The following is an 18,340-nucleotide window of genomic DNA, read 5'->3' on the forward strand; positions in this document are numbered from 1 at the left end:
GGTCGGCGGGCCCGCGCCGGTACCGTTCCGGCGCGCGGGGCGCGCCGGGGCGGCGGGCTCAGCGGCGCCCGCCCGGTCAGCTGCGCCAGGGCCGCCGTCACCTCGGTGAACTCAGCCAAGTGCCGCGCGCACGGACCGCACCGCGCGACATGCTCCGCGCAGCACAGTGCGTCGTACGGCTCCAGCACGCCCAGCGCGTAGGCGCCCACAGCGTCGTGCCGCTCCGCCGGTGCCATCGGTCGTTTCCCTCGCTCCCGTAATCGCCCCCTCGCCCCCTCCTCCGACCCGTACGTACCGTGACCGCTTCTCGCTCAAAGGGCGCCCGCCTACACTCCGCACCATGCTGCGCGTACTGGCCGTCGACGACGAAGAGCCCGCCCTGGAGGAGCTGCTCTACCTGCTGCGCTCCGACCGTCGCGTCCGCAGCGCGGAGGGGGCCACCGACGCGACGGAGGCGCTGCGCCGCATCGGCCGCGCCCTGGAGGCGGGCCCCGACGGCGAGGACGCCATCGACGTCGTCTTCCTGGACATCCACATGGCGGGGCTGACCGGGCTGGACGTCGCCCGGCTGCTGGCCGGGTTCGCCAAGCCGCCGCTCGTCGTGTTCGTCACCGCCCACGAGGGCTTCGCCGTGCAGGCGTTCGACCTGAAGGCGGTCGACTACGTCCTCAAGCCCGTCCGCAAGGAGCGCCTCGCGGAGGCGGTCGGCCGGGTCAGCGACCTGGCCGAGCCCGCGCCCGCCGGCACGGTCGCCGAGCAGATCCCCGTCGAGCTCGGCGGCGTCACCCGGTTCGTGCCGGTCGACGACATCGCGTACGTCGAGGCGCAGGGCGACTACGCGCGCCTGCACACCGACGGGGGCAGCCACCTCGTCCGTATCCCGTTGTCCACGCTGGAGGAGCGGTGGGCGGCGCGCGGCTTCGTACGGATCCACCGCCGCCACCTCGTCGCACTCGGCCGCATCGACGAACTCCGGCTGGACGGCGGCGCCACCACCGTCCGGGTCGGCAGCGCCGAACTGTCCGTCAGCCGCCGCCACGCCCGCCAACTGCGCGAGCTGCTCATGCGGAACGTCGGAAGCTGACCGTTCGACGCGCTGGAGCGTGAGCCGCGCACCCTGCGCGCCCTTTCCGGGCCTGGCCGAGCCGGCCCGGAGGAGGTCGCCGCACCGCCGGGCGCTGGGCCGACGTCCTGCACGAGATCCGCGAGGCCGCCCACGGCCTCGTCGGGCCGCGCACCGCGGCCGCCCCGGAGCCGGCGTTCCGCATGGCCGAGGAGTCGTACGTCGAGCTGGAGATCGCGCTGAGCGGCGCCCCGCGCACGGAGTGAGCCACCCCCCGCACCATCGGCGAGCCACCCCTATCACCAGGACGACAATCGGCCTATCTCTGGGCGGGGTATCTGCGTAAACTCCACCACCCGAGCCACCAGAGCCCCCTCACCACCGGACACCGATGTCTCCCGAGCCGCCGCCCACGCGCCGCCCCCGGCGCCAGACCGTCACCGGAGTGCCACGCTCCGGCCGCCGGCCGCCGGGCCACGCGCCCGCCCGCTCGGAGATCAGCGAGCAGACCACCCTCGGCCACACCTACGTCCGGTCACTGATGCGCAGCCAACTGCGCGCCGCGCTCTCCGCGCTCGCCACCCTCGCTCTGCTCGTCGGCTCCCTGCCGCTGCTCCTCACCCTGCCCGGGGCGCTCGCCCCGGACGGCCCGGCCCTGTCGCCGGAGCCGTTCGTCTGGGCCGCCCTCGGCGTCGCCGTCCACCCCGTCATGTGGCTCATCGCCCGCTGGTACGTACGCCGGGCCGAGCGCAACGAGCGCGAATTCACCGGCCTCGTCGAAGGCAGGTGAGCCACGCCGGTGAACCAGACCTACGCGGTGGCGGCGGTCACCGTCGTCGTCCTCGCCACCGTCCTCATCGGCTCCCTCGGCCTGCGCATCTCCCGCACGACCTCCGACTTCTACGTCGCCTCACGCACGGTCAAGCCCGCCCTCAACGCCGCCGCGATCAGCGGCGAGTACCTCTCCGCCGCCTCCTTCCTCGGCATCGCGGGCCTCGTCCTCCTCCAGGGCCCCGACATGCTCTGGTATCCCGTCGGCTACACCGCCGGATACCTCGTCCTCCTGGTCCTCGTCGCGGCCCCGCTGCGCCGCTCCGGCGCGTACACCCTCTCCGACTTCGCCGAGGCCCGCCTGGAGTCGCAGCAGGTCCGCCGCCTCGCCAGCCTCCTCGTCGTCGGCATCGGCTGGCTCTACCTGCTGCCCCAGCTCCAGGGCGCCGGGCTCACCCTGGAGATCCTCACCGGCGCCCCCGGCTGGGTCGGCGGCCTCCTCGTCGCCCTCGTCGTGACCGGGGCCGTCGCCGCGGGCGGCATGCGCAGCATCACCTTCGTCCAGGCGTTCCAGTACTGGCTCAAGCTGACCGCGCTGCTGGTCCCCGCCCTGTTCCTGGTCACCGCCTGGCTCGCGGACGACGCGCCGCGGGCCCGGTTCGACGCGCCCGCCCTCTTCCGCGAGCACACCGCCGTACGCGTCGACGACACGGTCCGCGTAGCGATCGACGCACCGCTGACCCTGACGGTCTCCGGCCGCGTCGACGCGACCGCGTACGACGGGGATCGGGTGACACTCGGCGAGGGCCTCCACCGCGTCGAGGCCGGCACGACCCTCGGCTTCCCGCCCGGCGCCCATGTGCCGGAGCGCGCCGCCGAGGCCGGCGACCCGCTCGGCTGGTCCCGCTCCCTGGCGGGCGGCCACGACGGACACCGGCTGTACGCCACGTACGGGCTGATCCTCGCGACGTTCCTCGGCACCATGGGGCTGCCGCACGTCGCCGTACGCTTCTACACCAGCCCCAACGGCCGCGCCGCTCGCCGCACCACGCTCGTCGTCCTCGGCCTGGTCGGCGCGTTCTACCTGCTGCCTCCCGTGTACGGCGCGCTCGGGCGGATCTACGCCCCCGAACTGGCCCTGACCGGCGCCTCCGACGCGGCCGTGCTCGTCCTCCCGGACCGGGTCGTGGGCGGGCTCGCCGGCGAGCTGCTGGGTGCGCTGCTGGCGGGCGGCGCGTTCGCCGCGTTCCTGTCGACGGCGTCCGGGCTGACCATGTCGGTCGCCGGCGTGCTCACGCAGGACGTGCTGCCCTCGCGTGGGGTGCGCCACTTCCGGCTGGCCACCCCGATCGCCATGGCCGTGCCGCTGGCGCTGAGCGTCGTGGCCACGAAGGTGCCGGTAGCGGACGCGGTGGGGCTGGCGTTCGCGGTGTCGGCGTCGTCGTTCTGCCCGCTGCTCGTACTGGGCATCTGGTGGCGCGGGCTCACCCCGCCGGGCGCCGTCGCGGGGCTCCTCACGGGCGGGGGCGCCGCGCTCACGGCCGTCATGGCCACCCGGGCGGGGCTCGCCCCCGACGGCTGGCCGCACACCCTCATGGCGTGGCCCGCCGTGTGGTCGGTGCCGCTCGCCTTCCTCACCATGATCGTCGTCTCCCTGGCCACCCGCCGCCACATCCCACCCGGCACCCCGGCCATCCTCGCCCGCCTGCACCTTCCCGAAGACCTGATGACCACCCGCCTCCACCCGGAAGGAGCCGAACGATGAGGCCCCGCAGGAGGAGGCCGGGCCCGCTCAGGCCGGGTACGGCGACGAAGCCCGCGGTGGCACCCGGCGCGGTGCCGTGGCACGGCGGGACGGCGGTCGGCGGGGTGCGGGCCGGTGCGACGGTGCCCGGTACCGCATCGCCCGGCGCGTGGGGCGGGGGGCCGTGGTGAGTGGGACGCTGCTGGCCGCGCTGGCCGCTACCGGGACGTTGTTGCTCGCCGCCGGGTTCGCGCTCGGGCGGCTGGCCGGGCGGCGCGGCGGGCGCGACGGGCTCGACTTCGGGACGCCCGTCGAGCGGGCGACGTTCCACACGCTGCACACCGCGTCCCTCGCCGCCCCGCCCCTGCGCGCGGGGCTCACCGAGGAGACCGCCCGGAAGGCCGCCCGCAGGCTGCGCCCCCTCCTCGGTACCGAGGCGCTCGCGCTCACCGACCGGACGGCCGTGCTCGCCTGGGACGGGCCGGGCGGCGCCCACCACACCGAGCAGGTCATGGAGCGGGTCGCCGAGGTCCTCGACTCCGGCCGGGGGCAGAGCGTACGGGCCGAGTGCGCCGCCCCCGGCTGCCCCCTGCGCTGGGCCGTCATCGCCCCGCTGACCGGCGAGGAGGGCGTCCTCGGCGCGCTCGTCGCCCACGGGTCCCACGAGTCGGCCGTCCTCGTGCGCGCCGCGACCGAGGTGGCCCGCTGGGTCTCCGTACAGCTGGAGCTGGCCGAGCTGGACCGGTCCCGCACCCGCCTCATCGAGGCGGAGATCCGCGCTCTGCGCGCCCAGATCTCGCCGCACTTCATCTACAACTCGCTCGCCGCGATCGCCTCGTTCGTCCGCACCGACCCGGAGCGGGCCCGTGAGCTCCTCCTCGAGTTCGCCGACTTCACGCGCTACTCGTTCCGCAGGCACGGCGACTTCGCGCAGCTCGCCGACGAACTGCGCTCCATCGAGCAGTATCTGGCCCTCGCAGGGGCCCGCTTCGGCGACCGGCTGCAGGTGACGCTGCAGATCGCGCCGGAGGTGCTGCCGGTCACGCTGCCGTTCCTGTGCCTCCAGCCACTGGTCGAGAACGCCGTCAAACATGGTCTGGAGGACTCCCGGAAGACCTGCCGCATCACCATCGCCGCCCAGGACGCGGGCGCCGAGGCGGTCGTCACCATCGAGGACGACGGCGTCGGCATGGACCCGGACGCCCTGCGCTCCGTACTCGCGGGTGAGCGCCCCCGTTCCTCCGGCATCGGGCTGCCCAACGTCGACGAACGGCTGCGCCAGGTGTACGGCGACGACTACGGCCTGGTCGTCGAGACGGGCGTCGACGCGGGTATGAAGGTCACCGTCCGCGTCCCCAAGTACCGCGCGGGCGTTCACCGCGACACTCCCTAGCACCGCGCGGGCAACGGCGCTACAGCGTCGTCCAGGGCGTGTCGGGCGCGGCGCGGCGGCGCTGCCGGTCGGCGCCCGTGCCATGGGCGAGCACCCGGTCCGCCAGGGCCCGTACCTCCTCCTCGTCACCGCTCGCCTCCAGCGCCGGCCGTACCCGGCCGAGCAGGGCGCGCACCGCCTCGGCAGCCGGGACGCGCGAGCCTGTCAGCGGGTGGACGGCCGGGCCGCGCAGCCCGTAGCGGGCCGCGGTCCACAGCGCGGCGCCCGCCACGTGGTCGGGCAGCCGGGGCGCCGGGCGGCCGGCGGCGACAGCGCCGAGGGCGGAGGCGACCAGGGCGCGGGTGAGCCCGGCCTGGAGGACGGCCTCGTCCACGCTGGGTGCGACGTCGGCGACGCGGACCTCGACGGTCGGCAGATGGTTCGACGGGCGGGCGAACCAGTACGCGTTGGTGGCCCGGCCCGGCAGGACGCCCGTGCGGCGCAGCCCGGCGACCGTACGGTCGTAGTGCTCGGCGGACTCGAAGTAAGGCGGGATCTGGTGGGTCGGCCAGCGCGACAGCACGAGCGTGCGCCAGCTGGCGTGCCCGGTGTCCGCGCCCTGGTGGTAGGGGGAGTTGGCGGACAGCGCGAGCAGGACCGGTAACCAGGGCCGCAGATGGTTGAGCACCGCCACGGCCGACTGCCGGTCGGGCACCCCGATGTGCACATGGCAGCCGCAGGTCTCCGTCTCGTCCGTCAGCCGCCCGTACAGCCTGGCCATCTGCCGGTAGTGCGGTGTGGGCGTGACCTGCCGGGCGGGCGCGGCCATCGGCGCCGTACCGCTGGCGAGCGCGCGGACCCCGGCCTTGCGGGCCGCCTGGTCCAGCCGGGCCCGGGACGCGGCCAGTTCGGCGCGCAGGGCCGCCAGGTCGGTGCACACGGCGGTGGCCGTCTCGACCATGGTCGACAGCAGTTCGCGCTGGAACTCCCGCGCGGACTCCGGCGCGGATTCCCGCCCCGGCCCGCTCTCCGGCCGGTGCCTTCGGCGGTCGGCGTCCAGGACGTCGTCGCAGCCGCCCACCGGAACGCCGTCGACCGCGTCGACCAGGAGGAACTCCTCCTCGACGCCCATGGTCACCTCACGTCCCACGGGCACTGCGACCATCAGGACCACCACCACTCCCGCCCCAGCCGTCCGGATACGCGCTCGGTGCGGCGCCGGCGGGTGCCGGCAGCCCCCCTCAGGATGACCGGCACGATCGGTCGCGGCAACCGTACGATTCCGGCCCCGCGCGACGGTCCGTCGGCGGTACCCGCCGACGGGGCCGCTCAGTACAGGTGCAGCGTCAAGTGCCCGAGAGGAAGGCCCAGTTGCCAGGACGGCAGCCACACCTGCGCGGACTCGTCCACCACGATCGGGGCCGCGGGCGACGCCGGAAGCGCCCCCAGGTCCGTGGCCAGCAGCAGGGTCTCCTCCAGCAGCCGCAAGGTCTCCAGCGCCAGGGCCACGCCCGGTTCGCCGTCGCCGTCGCGGGCCCGCCGCGCGGTGAGCCGCTCCCGCACCCAGTCCTGCCAGGGGTGGTCGTGCGAGGTGCGGTCGAGCCATTCGTCGAGCTGTTCCTCGGGTACCGCGCCGTCGCTCAGATAGATCGTCAGCGCGAGTGTCCGGCGGCCCGCCACGTACTCCAGCGAGCCGGTCTCCACCAGCCCGCCCGTCCGCAGCAGCTCATCGGCCAGGTACTCGGCACACAGCCAGTCCATCGGGACGGCCAGGCCGCCCCCGCCGGTGCCGTTCGTGCTCTCGGGCCGCAACGTTCCCACCTTCTCCCGGACGTACTTCCGCGCGTAACTCGGCCACGCACCCCTAGACGACGAGCCTCCACCGAAAGGCGGGGCCGGCGGCCGCTCTTTGCGCAACTTGACGGTGTGGTTTCGCATACGTTCCCGTCCGTGCCGTCACGCACGGGAAAAAACGCATCTGGAGGGACCTCAGAGACGGGCGGGCTCAGGCACCGGCGGGCGGCTGTACCCGGGCAGGCACCGGCCGAGGGCCCGCAGCGCGTAGTACGAGCGCGACTTCACCGTCCCGGCCGGTATACCCAGCTCCTGCGCCGCCTCGTTCACGGTCAGCCCGTCGAAGTAGATCCGCTCCAGCACGGCCCGGTGCGCGGGGCTCAGCTCCCGCACCGCGGCCCGCACGTCCAGTGCGGCGACCGCCGACTCCGTGGCGTCGGCCGGGTCGGGCGTGGAGGCGAGCACCCCGTCACCGATCTCCGTCGGGCGCGCCATCCGGGACCGCCGTGCGTCGATCGCCAGCCGCCGGCCGACCGTGAACAGCCACGGCCGCATCGACTCGTACGGACCCTCGAACGCCTCCGGGTGCTGCCAGGCCCGGACCAGGGTCTCCTGGAGAAGATCCTCGGCGCGCTGCTGGTCCCCGTACGTGAGACCGAGCAGGAAGCTCAGCAGCGCCGCTCCGTGCTCCCGCTGGACCTCCGCCAAGGCGCGCTCGTCGGTGGTCGTCATGGCCGTCGTCATCGTTCACATCCCTTCCCGCCGGCTCCAGGACCCTCGAGGCGTATCCGAACGCATTCGGGCCCTCCGGGACAGGCGACGCACCGAGGTGTGCGGCGAGCGGTCGCACCGAGCGGCGAATGGTGCGGCGAACGGTCGACCGAAGAGGATGACGCCAATTCGGTTAATTTGTCGTATTGTCTAGCTTTGATGATTGACTGGGGCGTATGCCCCCTGTGGATTCGGGAGGTCCCCTCAACCTGCCCCGACCCCAGGGAGCACCCCGATGACCCTCCCGATCCGGCGGACGGCGGTCGCCGCGGCCAATGTCCTCCTCGGCGCGGCCGCGGCCGCCTGCACCGCGGGCCAGCCGTTCAGCAGCCCCGCACCGCCCGGACCCTCGTCGGCGGGCGACGCGTCCCCGGCCGTCCGGCCCTTCACGCTGGCCGCCACCGGCGACGTCCTCCCGCACGATTCGCTCATCCGGCAGGCCCACGCCGACGCGGGCGGCGACGGCTACGACTTCCGCCCCATGCTCGCCGGCGCGGAGCCGGTCATCTCCGCCGCCGACCTCGCCATCTGCCATATGGAGACCGTGTACGGCAAGGGCGGCGGCCCCTTCACCGGCTACCCGTCCTTCAGGTCCCCGCCCCAGATCGCGGCCGCCCTCCGCGCCACCGGCTACGACTCCTGCTCCACCGCCTCCAACCACACCCTCGACGACGGCCCCGAGGGCATCCGCCGCACCCTCGACCACCTCGACAAGGCGGGTATCGGACACGCCGGATCGGCCCGCACCGCCGAAGAAGCGGGAACGCCCACCCTGCTGAAGGCGGGCGGTGCCCAGGTCGCCCACCTCGCCTACACCTACGGGACCAACGGCATCCCCGTCCCCATGGACCGCCCCTGGTCGGTCAACCTCATCGACGAGAGCCGCATTCTCAGCGACGCCCGCGCCGCCCGGGAAGCGGGAGCCGACGTCGTCGTGGTCAGCCTCCACTGGGGCACCGAGTGGCAGACCGCCCCCGACCGGAGGCAACTCGCCCTCGGTCGCGCGCTCACCGCGTCCACCACCGACGGGCGCCCCGACATCGACCTGATCCTCGGTACGCACGCGCACGTCCCACAGGCGTACGAGAAGGTCAACGGCACCTGGATCGTCTACGGCATGGGCGATCAGATCGCCGGCGCCATGGTCGACCACTCCGGCACTCACGACCCACGCGGCAACGAGAGCACCATCGGCCGCTTCACCTTCACGCCGCCCGCCACCCCCGGCGCCCGCTGGCAGGTCACGCGCGCGGAGTTCCTCCCCCGGTGGTTCAACACGGCCACCAACCGGGTCGTCGACCTGGACACCGCCATCGCCGCGGGCGACACGGCCCTCACCTCCGTACGCGACCGCATCAGGAGCGCGGCCCTCAGCCGCGGCGCGGCGGCGGACGGCCTGGTGATGGCCGGGCCGCAGGGCACCCCGTCCGGGTAGCAGGGCGCCTCGTCCGGCACCTCGCGCGCCCGCCCGCGTCCGACAGGCGCGCCGCAGGGTCGCCAACGCGGTGCCGCCGAACGGCGGCACCGCGTTGGGCATCGGCGTCGACCGGCTGGTCATGTTCCGCCCGTCCGCGGTCACTGACCGGCTCCCGTGGCGGCCGACCACCCGGCCGGGCCGCTCGTCCCATCGGGTGCTTTCGCCCCCGGCATCGGTGTTGTGCGCCCGATCCGCACGTCGCCCGTGCGGAGCATTGGTCATGAAAAAAGACCAGATGCCTTCGGGGCGGCGGATGGTGCTGCGCATCGCCGCCGCACTCGGGGCCACCACCACCGTCGGCCTGTTCAGCGTGGACCGGCCGGGAACATCCGGCGGCACCACCGCGGCCCCCGCGCACCCGACCCCGTCGCTGCCGCCGCCCACGGGGAAGCCCCCCGGCGCCCCCGGCCCCGCCGCGGGACCCGCCGTGAACCGGGGCACGGCGTCCTCCTCGTACCGGCTCCAGCCCATGACCGCGTACGCGCCACCCCGCTTCCGGCGTGCCCGGCCGCCCGTACGGCAGCGGCCCTTCCTGCGGGTCGCCGGGGCCGGCAACACGATGGTCCTCACCTTCGACGACGGACCCGACCCCCGCTACACCCCGGCCATCCTGCGCACCCTGCGCCGCCACGACGTACGCGCCATGTTCTTCGTGTGCGGCGAGATGGTCGCTCAGCACCCGGATCTCCTGCGGCAGATGACCGAGGACGGGCACGTCGTGGGCAACCACTCGTGGTCCCACCCGCTCATCCCGACGCTGCCGCCCTCCCGGATCCGACAGGAGCTGAGCGCCACCAGCGACGTGATCGAGCGCTCGGCGGGCGCCGCCCCGCTGTGGTACCGCGCCCCGTTCGGCGCCTGGAACCGACTGTCCTTCGAGATCGGCGCCGAACTCGGCATGGAGCCGCTCGCCTGGACCGTCGACACCCTGGACTGGAAGGAGCCGGGCACGGGGACCATCGTGCGCCGCGTCCTGGACGGGGCGGGCCCCGGCGTCGTCGTGCTGTCCCACGACGCTGGCGGCGACCGCTCGCAGAGCGTGCGTGCCCTGGAGACCTATCTGCCGCGGCTGCTGGACGAGGGATACCACATCACCGTGCCACGCCGATGAGGCCCGGAACAGGTGCCCGCGACGGCCGACCGGGCCCCGCGGGCACCGCCGTTCGGGCACCGCCGTCCCCGGCCGGCGCCGTTCGGGCACCGCCGTCAGCGGGTGGCGACCATCCGGGCGAAGACCACCACGTTGCCGTCGTAGCCGCCCGCCCGTGAGTAGCCGCCGCCGCAGGTGATCACCCGCAGCTCCGGGTGCCCGGTGTCGCCGTACACGCGTACGCCGGGGAAGTCGCCCTTCGAGAACACCTCGACGCCGTACACCTGGAAGACGGCCACCCGGCCGTCGTACCGCGTCACCTCGACGCGCCGGCCCGGCTCGAGCGCGCCCAGCGAGTAGAAGACCGCCGGCCCCGACTCGTTGTCGACGTGCCCGACGATGACCGCCGTACCGGGCTGCCCCGGCGAGATGCCGTTCTGGTACCAGCCCGCGAGGTTCCGGTCCTGCGGCGGCGGCGCGCTGATCCAGCCCTCCTGGTCCAGGCCCACGTCGATGACTGGCGCGTCGACCTTGAGCGCCGGGATGCGCACCCGGGAGGCGGGGGCGTACGCCAGCGGCCGCAGCCCGGCCGACGGCGTGGGCGCGGCCATGGTCTGCCCCGCCTGCGGGGACGTCGCGGCGGCCGGCTGGGGCGGCCCCGGGGCGACGTCCACCCCGTTCCGCATAATCGCGAGGCCGCTGAGCATGACGAGCGCCAGCGCACCCCACGGCCGCCGTCCTCTGATCACGTCCCAGGCACTTCGGTCCCCGATGCCTCTGCGCTCCAGGCCCATGCCTCTCCCTTCGTGGCCTCTTCCCGCACGGTAAGGGCGTCCGGCCCGCCCGGCGATCAGAGAGCGGCGAACGGGTGGCGGCGTGGCAGACGGGTGATGACCCATCCGAGTCAATGCCCGCGGCTGACCGACGGTCCGTGACCTGCGGCTCCGTCGAACACGGCCCCGGTGCCCCGGGCGTGTCGCCTCACCGGGGTGGCGGAGCGCCAAAATGCGACGATACGACTCCATGGTGAGGGTTTGTCATGGGAGGCGCATCCGTCGAATACCCGGAGCACCGCTTTGGGGCGTCTTCCGCTGGAGGTTCAACGATGCGTGCTTCACGCGCCCTCGCGGTGGCCGCCACCGCCTGTGCGGCCGTCGGGCTCTCGGCCCCGCTCGCCGCCGCCACCAATGGTCCGACGAACGTCACGGTCTCTCCGACGCAGGTGCACCAGGGCGGCAGCCTGGCGGTCAGCGCCATGGGGTGCGGCCACGGCGGCACCGTGACGTCCAACGCGTTCCCCAAGACGGCCCTCACGGTCAACCCCTCGGGCCACTCCGCCGCCACACCACGGATCTACGACCACGCCACACCGGGGCGATACAACCTCGCCGTCCGGTGCAGCGACAGCCCGAGAGTCGTCACCCGCTCCTTCACGGTCCTCCGCGGTCGTGGCGCACAGGGCGGCCTGGGCGGCTCCATGGAGCCCAGCTCCACCGAGATGGCCGTCGGCGCGGCGCTCGTCGGCACCGCGGCCATCGGCGGCGGTGTGTTCATCAGCCGCCGTCGCCGCCTGAGCGGCGGAAGGGTCTGACCGGCCGAACCTCCCGGTCGGCCGCGCATGCCCGTCGCCCCGAGTCCTGGCCAGGACTCGGGGCGACGGGCTTTGCCGGTACGGGATCGTTCGTGGTCGGCGGGTTCGTTCCGACGGTTCAGTGGCGGTGGTTCTCCGCCCGGCGGCGCACCATGTAGATGGCGCCCGTGGCCGCCGCGACCACCAGGGCCGTGCCGGCCGCCAGCTCACCGGCGTTCCAGCCGCCCACACTGCCGCCCAGGCCGCCCCGTACACCCGACGGCGCGGCGGTCACCGTCGCCGTCCGCGTCACGGTGGGCACGGCGGTCGAACTGGTCGTCGGCGCCCTGGCGATGGTCAGCTGTGCCGTGCCGGGGGCACCTCCGGCACAGGTGAAGGACACCGTGTAGACGGCGCCACGCCGGGCGTCGAAGTCGACGGTGGCCGTGGCCGCACCGCCGGCCGGGATGGTGACAGTGTCGAAGATCCCGGACGACGCCATCGCGGTCCCCGCGCAGCCGGGCGCGGAGAGCGTGACTCTGCCGCCCGGGTCGACGGTCGACGGCGAGATGACGAACGGATCCACCGCCGCGGCGGTGGGAGCGGTGAGAGCGAGAGCCGCGGCTCCGAGCAGAGCGGCGGAAGCGGCACCTATCGCGCGCATGACTTGAGCCTCCGGTCCCGAGGGGCAGCCGCGGAACCGACTTCCGCAGCGCATGGGAAATGACCCTCTATGCCCGGAACGCTAGGAGGCCCATACCACACCCGCGAGCCCGGTCGGGCGAATGGGGCATCCGATCACCCGGACGGCCCACACGCCCGCCCGGCTCAGCCGCCGAGCTGCGGGAAGGCGTTCAGGAACGGCTCCGTCGTCGCCGCGACCCCCCGTCCGAACGGCGCGTCGATGGCCCAGATCAGGAAGAGCAGGAACGCGATCAGCGCGCTGTACAGACCGGCCAGCAGCAGTTCCCGGAAGGTCCGGCGGATCTGCAGCGTGAAGATCAGCCCCACCGCGATCAGCGCCCCGGTGATCAGCCCGAACCACACCACGCCCGGCATGGTCTCGCCCGCCGTGTCCGCCCGGATGCTGCGCGCGTCGTCGGCCACCGCCACCTGGTCGACCAGCGGCTGGTACGCCTCGGCCTCGTGCTCGTCGGCGGGGCGGTAGTCGCTGACCGACCGGCGCACCTCGTGCAGCAGTTCGGTGCCCTTCGCGGTCAGCTCGCCCCGGTCGGCCATGGCCTCCCACTCGGGGCCCGTCACATGCTTCACATACGCGTCGACGTCGCCGGTGATCCGCCGGTGCACATCGGCCGGCCACACCTCGGACCGCACCACCACCTCGTGCAGCGCCTGGGCCTCCTGACGGACGCTCTCCTGGGCGGCGCCACGGCCCTCCCAGACTCCGGCGATCGCCAGGCCCAGGACGATCGCGTAGACCACGCCGATCATCATCGTCATGTACTCGATGACGTCCGGCGTCTCGGACGGGTCGTCGTCCTCACCGACCCGGCGGTGGTTGATGACGACGATGGTGAGGACGACCGCGCACGCGGCGGCCATCGCAAGGGTCAGGACAAGCCATTGCGACACGGCAGTTCCCTCTTGGTCAGCGGGAGGAGCGGGGGCGGAGGACCGCCGCGGCGAACACCGCGGGCAGCGTGAGCAGCAGCATCACCGACACCATGGACGGGCCCGGCTTCGGTTTCGGCCGTTGTGCGGCCTTGTAGGCGGACAGCGGAAGCGGCGGCGGGGACGGCGGTACCGACCGGACCGGCGGCGAGGGTGACGGCGGCGAAGGAGGGGCCGGCGCAGGGCGCTCCGGCGCCGGGGGAGCGGGCGGCGGAGGCGGCGGCGGGGGCGGCGCCGGTGGCCGTACCGGCGGCGGAGGCGCGGGCGCCGCGCTGACCGGTGGCGGGTCCGGCTCCGGAGGAGGGGGAGGCGGCGGTGGTGTCGGCTGCGGACTCGGCGGGGGAGGGGGAGGCGGCGGCGGTGCCGGTGTCGGAGGCGGAGTCGGCGACGGTACGGGGGTGGGGGACGGCGTACAGGTCGAGCCGCCCGCGACGGCCACCGCGTCGGTGCCACCCGGGCCGATGGAGGCGTAGGCGCAGCTGTCCGCGGCCGCGGGCGACGAGAACGCGGGGGAGAGCGCGAGCGGCCAGGCGAGCGCGGCGCTCGCCAGCACTCGCGCGACAAGGGATCCATACACGCCCAAGAGCATGATCGGACCAACGACCCCGCAAGCGGCGCGGAGCGGCCATTCCCCTGATGGAGGGTTCCGCTCGAACGTCCGTGTCCGCTCCGCCACGGAATTCTTCCGCAATCTTCCGCCACCGTTGAACACTTCTCGCCCCCACGCCCGTACCTAGGGCCATGAACGGCGCACCGCGGACGCCGGGAACGAGATCAATACAACGGGAGTTGAGATGAAGAACTGGCGCAACACCGCGCTCGTGGCGACTGCGGCCGCGGCCGCACTCACCCTCACGGCCTGCGGGCAGGACCAGGGTGACCGTATCGGCGGCCAGTCCGTAGGCGCGGCGGCACCCGCCGGAGCCCCCGGCCAGGGCGGCGACGGCTACGGCGGCGCTTACGGTTCCGACGCAGGCGCCTCAGCCGCCGCGCCCACCTCGGTGGCCGGACAGCTCGCCGTGTGGAAGAGCGGCGAACTCGGGGATGTCCTCACCGACGCCGAGGGCCGCACCCTCTACCGGTTCGACAAGGACACCCCCAACCCCCCGAAGTCCGCCTGCGAGGGCGACTGCGCCAAGACCTGGCCCGTGGTCACCGCCGACGGCGCCAAGCCGCCGGCCGGCGTAGACGCGACACTCCTGGGTGTCCTCACCCGCCCCGACGGCACCAAGCAGCTCACCGTCGACGGCTGGCCGATGTACCGGTACGCCAAGGACGCCAAGGCCGGTGACGCCAAGGGCCAGGGTGTCGGCGGCACCTGGTTCGCCTCGGCGCCCGACGGCAAGAAGGCCGCACCCGGCGAGTCCTCCTCAGCCGGTGAACCGGCCGGTGAACCGGCCGGCTCCCAGGGCGGCGACGGCTCCGGTGACGCCGCCGGCGGCCAGGAGCAGGCGCCCGCCGATCGCGCCGGCCTCTCCGTCCGCAAGGACCCCAAGCTCGGCGAAGTCGTCGTCGACGCCAAGGGCATGACGGTCTACCGGTTCACCAAGGACTCGGCCTGGCCCATGAAGACCGCCTGCACCGGCGCCTGCCTCGACAAGTGGCCGATCGTCGCGCCCGTCGACAAGAACGACACCGAAGGCATCACCACCAAGGGGTATGTGACGTTCAAGCGGCCCGACGGCAAGGAGCAGCAGACCATCGACTGCTGGCCTCTCTACACCTTCGCCGGCGACAAGAAGCCCGGTGACACCAACGGGCAGGGTGTGGGCGGCACCTGGTACGCCGTCACGCCCGACGGAAAGCTGGTCGGAGCGCCCAAGTAGATTCCCCCACGCGCGTTTCCGGCCCGGTCGGCCCGCCGTCTCCCTCCCCTCGCGGGAACGGCGGGCCGCCCGTTTTCGCGTGCACGTGCCAGCGGCTTGTGACCAAGAACGGATCGTATTTTTCCGTTTCCCCTCGCCCTCCCGCCGGGCGATCAGTAGCCTCGGCTCGAACACTGGCCATGAACATGGCCCCATCACCGTGGCGACTGTTGGAGATTCGATGGACCGTCCCGCCTGGGCCCCGCCGGGCATCGACCTTTCGGTGCCGAGCGTGTCCCGCATCTACGACTACTACCTGGGCGGCTCCCACAACTTCGAGGTCGATCGTGAAGCCGCCCGCAAGGCCATGGAATTCATACCGGGCCTCCCCAAGATCATGCAGGCCAACCGGGCGTTCATGCGTCGCGCCGTGCACCACGCCGTCACCGAGGGCGTCACCCAGTTCCTCGACATAGGCTCCGGCATACCGACGTTCGGCAACGTCCACGAGGTCGCCCAGCAGGCCAGCCCCGACGCACGGGTGGTGTACGTCGACCACGACCCGGTCGCCGTCGCTCACAGCCGCTCCGTACTCGACGGCAACGACCGCGCCGACATCGTCGCCGCCGACCTGCGCAAGCCGCAGGACATCCTCCGCAGCCCCGAGGTGTCCCGGCTCCTCGACCTGGACCGGCCCGTGGCGCTGCTCCTCGTCGCCGTCCTGCACTTCCTGGAGGACTCCGACGAGCCCCACCGGGCCGTCGCCGAACTGCGCGACGCCATGGCGCCCGGCAGCCTCCTGATCCTCACGCACGCGTCCTTCGAGGGCATGCCCGTGCCGCAGGAACGGGCGGGCGGGACCGTCGGCGTCTACCGCGACATCCGCAACCCCCTGGTGATGCGCTCCCGCGACGAGGTCACCCGGTTCTTCGACGGCTACGAGATGGTCGACCCCGGTCTGGTGTCCATGCCGCGCTGGCGGCCCGACACCCCGCCCGAGCAGGAGGATCCGTACGCCTTCTCGGGCTTCGCCGGGGTGGGGCGCAAGGGGTGAGCGTGCCGGCGCAGGCGTCCGGCTCCGCGGCGGAGCCGGACGGCCTGGAGGACAGACTCCAGCGGTTCGCGACTATTTGGAGCCGGGCCATCTTCCCGGTCACCGCCACGTCGATGACCCGCACCGAGTTCGAACAGCACCTGCTGCCGCTGGCCCGGCGGCTCTGCGCCGCCCTGCACGCCCGGCCCTTCGACCCGGGCCCCGCCCAGGACGTCGGCGCCGCCCTGGTGTCCGCGCACTGCACCGATCCGGACGCGCTCAGCCGTACGCTCGGTGTCGTCGACTCGTACCTGGTGCTGTACTGCGGCACCGGGCGCGACACCTCCGCCGAGGACCTGCGAGCCCGCTGCGCCAGGCTCCAGCACGGGCTGGCCGCCGGGTTCGCCCGTGCGCTGCGCGAGCGGACCCTCAGCGAGCAGGAGGCCATCGCCCGCTCCGCGCTCTCCGCCCGGGCCTTGGCCGAGCAGGCGCTCCACGACACCGAGGCCCGCTTCCGCGCCGTCTTCGAGGAGGCGGCCATCGGCATCGGCATCGCCGACCTGGAGGGCAACGTCCTCGATGTCAACGAGGCCCTCACCCGTATGTTCGGCGGCCTGGAGCAGGTCGTACGGGGCCGCAAGGTCACCGACTGGGTGCACCCCGAGGACGCCCCGCACGTCTGGCGGCTCTACGGCGAGCTGGTGCGCGGCGAACGCGACCACTTCCGCGTCGAGAAGCCGTTCTACCGCTCCGACGGCACCGTCCTGTGGACCAATCTGACGGTGTCGCTGCTGCGCGACGCCGAGGGCCGCCCCCAGTACCAGCTGGCTCTCATGGAGGACACCACCGAGCGACGCCTGCTCAATCTGCGGCTCCGCTACGAGGCCACCCATGACGCGCTGACCGGGCTGCCCAACCGGAGCCTGTTCTTCGAACGTCTGGACAAGGCCCTCGCGGCGGGCGACGGCTCCCGATTCGGCCTCTGCTACCTCGACCTGGACGGTTTCAAGGCCATCAACGACAGCCTCGGCCACGCGGCCGGCGACCGCCTCCTCGTCGAGGTCGCCGACCGGCTGGAGGGCTGCGCCACCGCGCCCGGCGAGATGGTCGCACGGCTCGGCGGAGACGAGTTCGTGGCCCTCACCACCGGTCCGGACGTCACCCCCGAGGAGACCGAGGACCTCGCCCGGCGCATCCTGAACGCTCTCGCAACGCCGATCGGCCTGGACGGCCGCGACATCACCGTGCGCGGCAGCATCGGCATCGTCGAGGGCCATGCCCGTGAGCACGGCTGCGCGGAGGTGCTGCGCAGCGCCGACATCACCATGTACCGGGCCAAGTCGGCGGGCGGCAACCGCTACGAGCGGGCCGACCCGGAGGCCGACGCCCGCGCCATCACCCGGCACGGTCTGACCACCGCGCTGCCCGCCGCCCTGGACCGGGGCGAGTTCTTCATCGAGTACCAGCCGCTCGTCCACCTCGGCGACGGCACCGTGCACGGCGCGGAGGCCCTGGTCCGCTGGTGCCACCCGCAGCACGGCGTGCTCGGCCCGGACCGGTTCATCCCGCTCGCCGAGCACACCGGCCTCATCGTGCCGCTCGGCCGCTGGGTGCTGGAGGAGGCGGTCCGGCAGGCCAGGTTCTGGAAGCACCGCCACACCGACGGCGGCCCGCTCCGCATCAACGTCAACCTGTCGCCCACCCAGCTCCACCACCCGGGTCTGGTCACCGACATCACCGACGTCCTGGAGCGCTCGGGCCTGGAGCCCGGGGCGCTCTGCCTGGAGGTCACCGAGTCGGCCCTGATCGGAGCCGAGGAAGACCTGCTCAAACCCCTGCGCCAACTGGCCGAGATGGGCGTCGACATCGCCCTCGACGACTTCGGGACCGGCTACTCGAACCTGGCCAACCTCCGCCGTCTCCCCGTGAGCATCCTCAAACTCGACCGCTCCTTCACCCGGGGCATGCAGCAACACCCCGCCGACCCCGTCGACCTGAAGATCGTGGAGGGCATCGTCTCCCTGGCCCACAGCCTGGAACTGGCGGTCACCGTGGAAGGGGTCGAAACAGCCGCCCAGGCCCGACAACTCCGTGCCATCGGCTGCGACACGGCCCAGGGCTGGTACTACGCCCGCCCAGGCGCCCCGGACCGTATCCACACCCTGGTCATGGCCGACGCGGTGTGAGCCCTGTGGAACGCCTGCCCGCAGCCGGCCGC

The 18,340-nt window shown here is 73.4% G+C and carries 16 protein-coding genes and 1 pseudogene; 10 read left to right on the forward strand and 7 right to left on the reverse strand.

Annotated features, from left to right (window positions below):
- Nucleotides 1-236: pseudogene (locus FVS66_RS04435) on the reverse strand (zf-HC2 domain-containing protein); the annotation flags it as partial.
- 104 nt (nt 237-340) lie between these two features.
- On the opposite strand from FVS66_RS04435, the gene FVS66_RS04440 reads away from it, so the two are divergent.
- From FVS66_RS04440 to FVS66_RS04455, 4 genes are all read left to right on the forward strand, one after another.
- Nucleotides 341-1,084, forward strand: coding sequence for a LytTR family DNA-binding domain-containing protein (locus FVS66_RS04440; RefSeq protein ID WP_149179662.1), 744 nt, complete (start codon nt 341-343; stop codon nt 1,082-1,084).
- Nucleotides 1,085-1,454: 370 nt separating this feature from the next.
- Nucleotides 1,455-1,853, forward strand: coding sequence for a hypothetical protein (locus FVS66_RS04445; RefSeq protein ID WP_149179663.1), 399 nt, complete (start codon nt 1,455-1,457; stop codon nt 1,851-1,853).
- Nucleotides 1,854-1,862: 9 nt separating this feature from the next.
- Entirely contained in the window at nt 1,863-3,599 is a 1,737-nt protein-coding gene (locus FVS66_RS04450; protein WP_149179664.1) for a cation acetate symporter, read from the forward strand.
- A 166-nt stretch (nt 3,600-3,765) separates the two neighbouring features.
- On the forward strand, nt 3,766-4,971 hold the full coding sequence (locus FVS66_RS04455; RefSeq protein ID WP_149179665.1) for a sensor histidine kinase: 1,206 nt from the start codon (nt 3,766-3,768) through the stop codon (nt 4,969-4,971).
- A 19-nt stretch (nt 4,972-4,990) separates the two neighbouring features.
- On the opposite strand, the gene FVS66_RS04460 is transcribed toward FVS66_RS04455, so the two are convergent.
- The 3 genes from FVS66_RS04460 to FVS66_RS04470 form a co-directional block, all read right to left on the reverse strand.
- The gene (locus tag FVS66_RS04460; RefSeq protein ID WP_149179666.1) at nt 4,991-6,115 is read right to left on the reverse strand and encodes a glutamate--cysteine ligase; all 1,125 of its coding nucleotides are present in this window, start codon (nt 6,113-6,115) and stop codon (nt 4,991-4,993) included.
- 164 nt (nt 6,116-6,279) lie between these two features.
- Nucleotides 6,280-6,762, reverse strand: a complete 483-nt coding sequence (locus tag FVS66_RS04465) for a hypothetical protein (RefSeq protein ID WP_149179667.1) — start codon at nt 6,760-6,762, stop codon at nt 6,280-6,282.
- Nucleotides 6,763-6,939: 177 nt separating this feature from the next.
- Nucleotides 6,940-7,488 carry a sigma-70 family RNA polymerase sigma factor gene (locus FVS66_RS04470; RefSeq protein WP_149179668.1) on the reverse strand — a complete coding sequence of 183 codons (549 nt, stop codon included), beginning with the start codon at nt 7,486-7,488 and terminating at the stop codon, nt 6,940-6,942.
- 262 nt (nt 7,489-7,750) lie between these two features.
- On the opposite strand from FVS66_RS04470, the gene FVS66_RS04475 reads away from it, so the two are divergent.
- Together FVS66_RS04475 and FVS66_RS04480 are read left to right on the forward strand one after the other, a co-directional pair.
- Entirely contained in the window at nt 7,751-8,950 is a 1,200-nt protein-coding gene (locus tag FVS66_RS04475) for a CapA family protein (RefSeq protein WP_149179669.1), read from the forward strand.
- Nucleotides 8,951-9,212: 262 nt separating this feature from the next.
- Nucleotides 9,213-10,103 (forward strand): polysaccharide deacetylase family protein, encoded by an 891-nt coding sequence (locus tag FVS66_RS04480; RefSeq protein WP_262386807.1) that lies wholly within the window; start codon nt 9,213-9,215, stop codon nt 10,101-10,103.
- 95 nt (nt 10,104-10,198) lie between these two features.
- Here the strand turns inward: FVS66_RS04480 and FVS66_RS04485 are convergent, their stop codons facing one another.
- Nucleotides 10,199-10,876, reverse strand: a complete 678-nt coding sequence (locus tag FVS66_RS04485) for a class F sortase (protein ID WP_149179670.1) — start codon at nt 10,874-10,876, stop codon at nt 10,199-10,201.
- Nucleotides 10,877-11,187: 311 nt separating this feature from the next.
- Here FVS66_RS04485 and FVS66_RS04490 point away from each other — a divergent pair, with 311 nt between their 5' ends.
- Entirely contained in the window at nt 11,188-11,673 is a 486-nt protein-coding gene (locus FVS66_RS04490; RefSeq protein WP_149179671.1) for a hypothetical protein, read from the forward strand.
- A gap of 118 nt (nt 11,674-11,791) precedes the next feature.
- On the opposite strand, the gene FVS66_RS04495 is transcribed toward FVS66_RS04490, so the two are convergent.
- On the reverse strand, nt 11,792-12,316 hold the full coding sequence (locus tag FVS66_RS04495; protein ID WP_149179672.1) for a hypothetical protein: 525 nt from the start codon (nt 12,314-12,316) through the stop codon (nt 11,792-11,794).
- A 164-nt stretch (nt 12,317-12,480) separates the two neighbouring features.
- Nucleotides 12,481-13,245: a DUF4239 domain-containing protein gene (locus FVS66_RS04500; RefSeq protein WP_149179673.1), complete on the reverse strand. Its 765-nt coding sequence runs from the start codon at nt 13,243-13,245 to the stop codon at nt 12,481-12,483.
- Nucleotides 13,246-14,078: 833 nt separating this feature from the next.
- Here FVS66_RS04500 and FVS66_RS04510 point away from each other — a divergent pair.
- The 3 genes from FVS66_RS04510 to FVS66_RS04520 all read left to right on the forward strand — a co-directional run bounded on the left by FVS66_RS04510 (nt 14,079) and on the right by FVS66_RS04520 (nt 18,308).
- Nucleotides 14,079-15,110: an SCO0930 family lipoprotein gene (locus FVS66_RS04510; protein ID WP_149179674.1), complete on the forward strand. Its 1,032-nt coding sequence runs from the start codon at nt 14,079-14,081 to the stop codon at nt 15,108-15,110.
- Nucleotides 15,111-15,330: 220 nt separating this feature from the next.
- Nucleotides 15,331-16,143 (forward strand): SAM-dependent methyltransferase, encoded by an 813-nt coding sequence (locus FVS66_RS04515; protein WP_149179675.1) that lies wholly within the window; start codon nt 15,331-15,333, stop codon nt 16,141-16,143.
- On the forward strand, nt 16,140-18,308 hold the full coding sequence (locus tag FVS66_RS04520) for an EAL domain-containing protein (RefSeq protein WP_149179676.1): 2,169 nt from the start codon (nt 16,140-16,142) through the stop codon (nt 18,306-18,308). Before FVS66_RS04515 ends, FVS66_RS04520 begins: the two co-directional genes overlap by 4 nt.
- Nucleotides 18,309-18,340 lie beyond the last annotated feature (32 nt).

The organism is Streptomyces sp. TRM49041, assembly GCF_008271805.1.
In the GTDB taxonomy this organism is placed as follows: Bacteria; Actinomycetota; Actinomycetes; order Streptomycetales; family Streptomycetaceae; genus Streptomyces.

What these genes read in the sequence shown, in the direction of transcription:
- FVS66_RS04440 (WP_149179662.1), top strand. Translation starts at nt 341, where the DNA reads ATGCTGCGCGTACTGGCCGTCGACGACGAAGAGCCCGCCCTGGAGGAG.
- FVS66_RS04445 (WP_149179663.1), top strand. Translation starts at nt 1,455, where the DNA reads ATGTCTCCCGAGCCGCCGCCCACGCGCCGCCCCCGGCGCCAGACCGTC.
- FVS66_RS04460 (WP_149179666.1), bottom strand. Translation starts at nt 6,115, where the DNA reads ATGGTCGCAGTGCCCGTGGGACGTGAGGTGACCATGGGCGTCGAGGAG.
- FVS66_RS04470 (WP_149179668.1), bottom strand. Translation starts at nt 7,488, where the DNA reads ATGACGACGGCCATGACGACCACCGACGAGCGCGCCTTGGCGGAGGTC.
- FVS66_RS04475 (WP_149179669.1), top strand. Translation starts at nt 7,751, where the DNA reads ATGACCCTCCCGATCCGGCGGACGGCGGTCGCCGCGGCCAATGTCCTC.
- FVS66_RS04480 (WP_262386807.1), top strand. Translation starts at nt 9,213, where the DNA reads ATGAAAAAAGACCAGATGCCTTCGGGGCGGCGGATGGTGCTGCGCATC.
- FVS66_RS04485 (WP_149179670.1), bottom strand. Translation starts at nt 10,876, where the DNA reads ATGGGCCTGGAGCGCAGAGGCATCGGGGACCGAAGTGCCTGGGACGTG.
- FVS66_RS04490 (WP_149179671.1), top strand. Translation starts at nt 11,188, where the DNA reads ATGCGTGCTTCACGCGCCCTCGCGGTGGCCGCCACCGCCTGTGCGGCC.
- FVS66_RS04495 (WP_149179672.1), bottom strand. Translation starts at nt 12,316, where the DNA reads ATGCGCGCGATAGGTGCCGCTTCCGCCGCTCTGCTCGGAGCCGCGGCT.
- FVS66_RS04510 (WP_149179674.1), top strand. Translation starts at nt 14,079, where the DNA reads ATGAAGAACTGGCGCAACACCGCGCTCGTGGCGACTGCGGCCGCGGCC.
- FVS66_RS04515 (WP_149179675.1), top strand. Translation starts at nt 15,331, where the DNA reads ATGGACCGTCCCGCCTGGGCCCCGCCGGGCATCGACCTTTCGGTGCCG.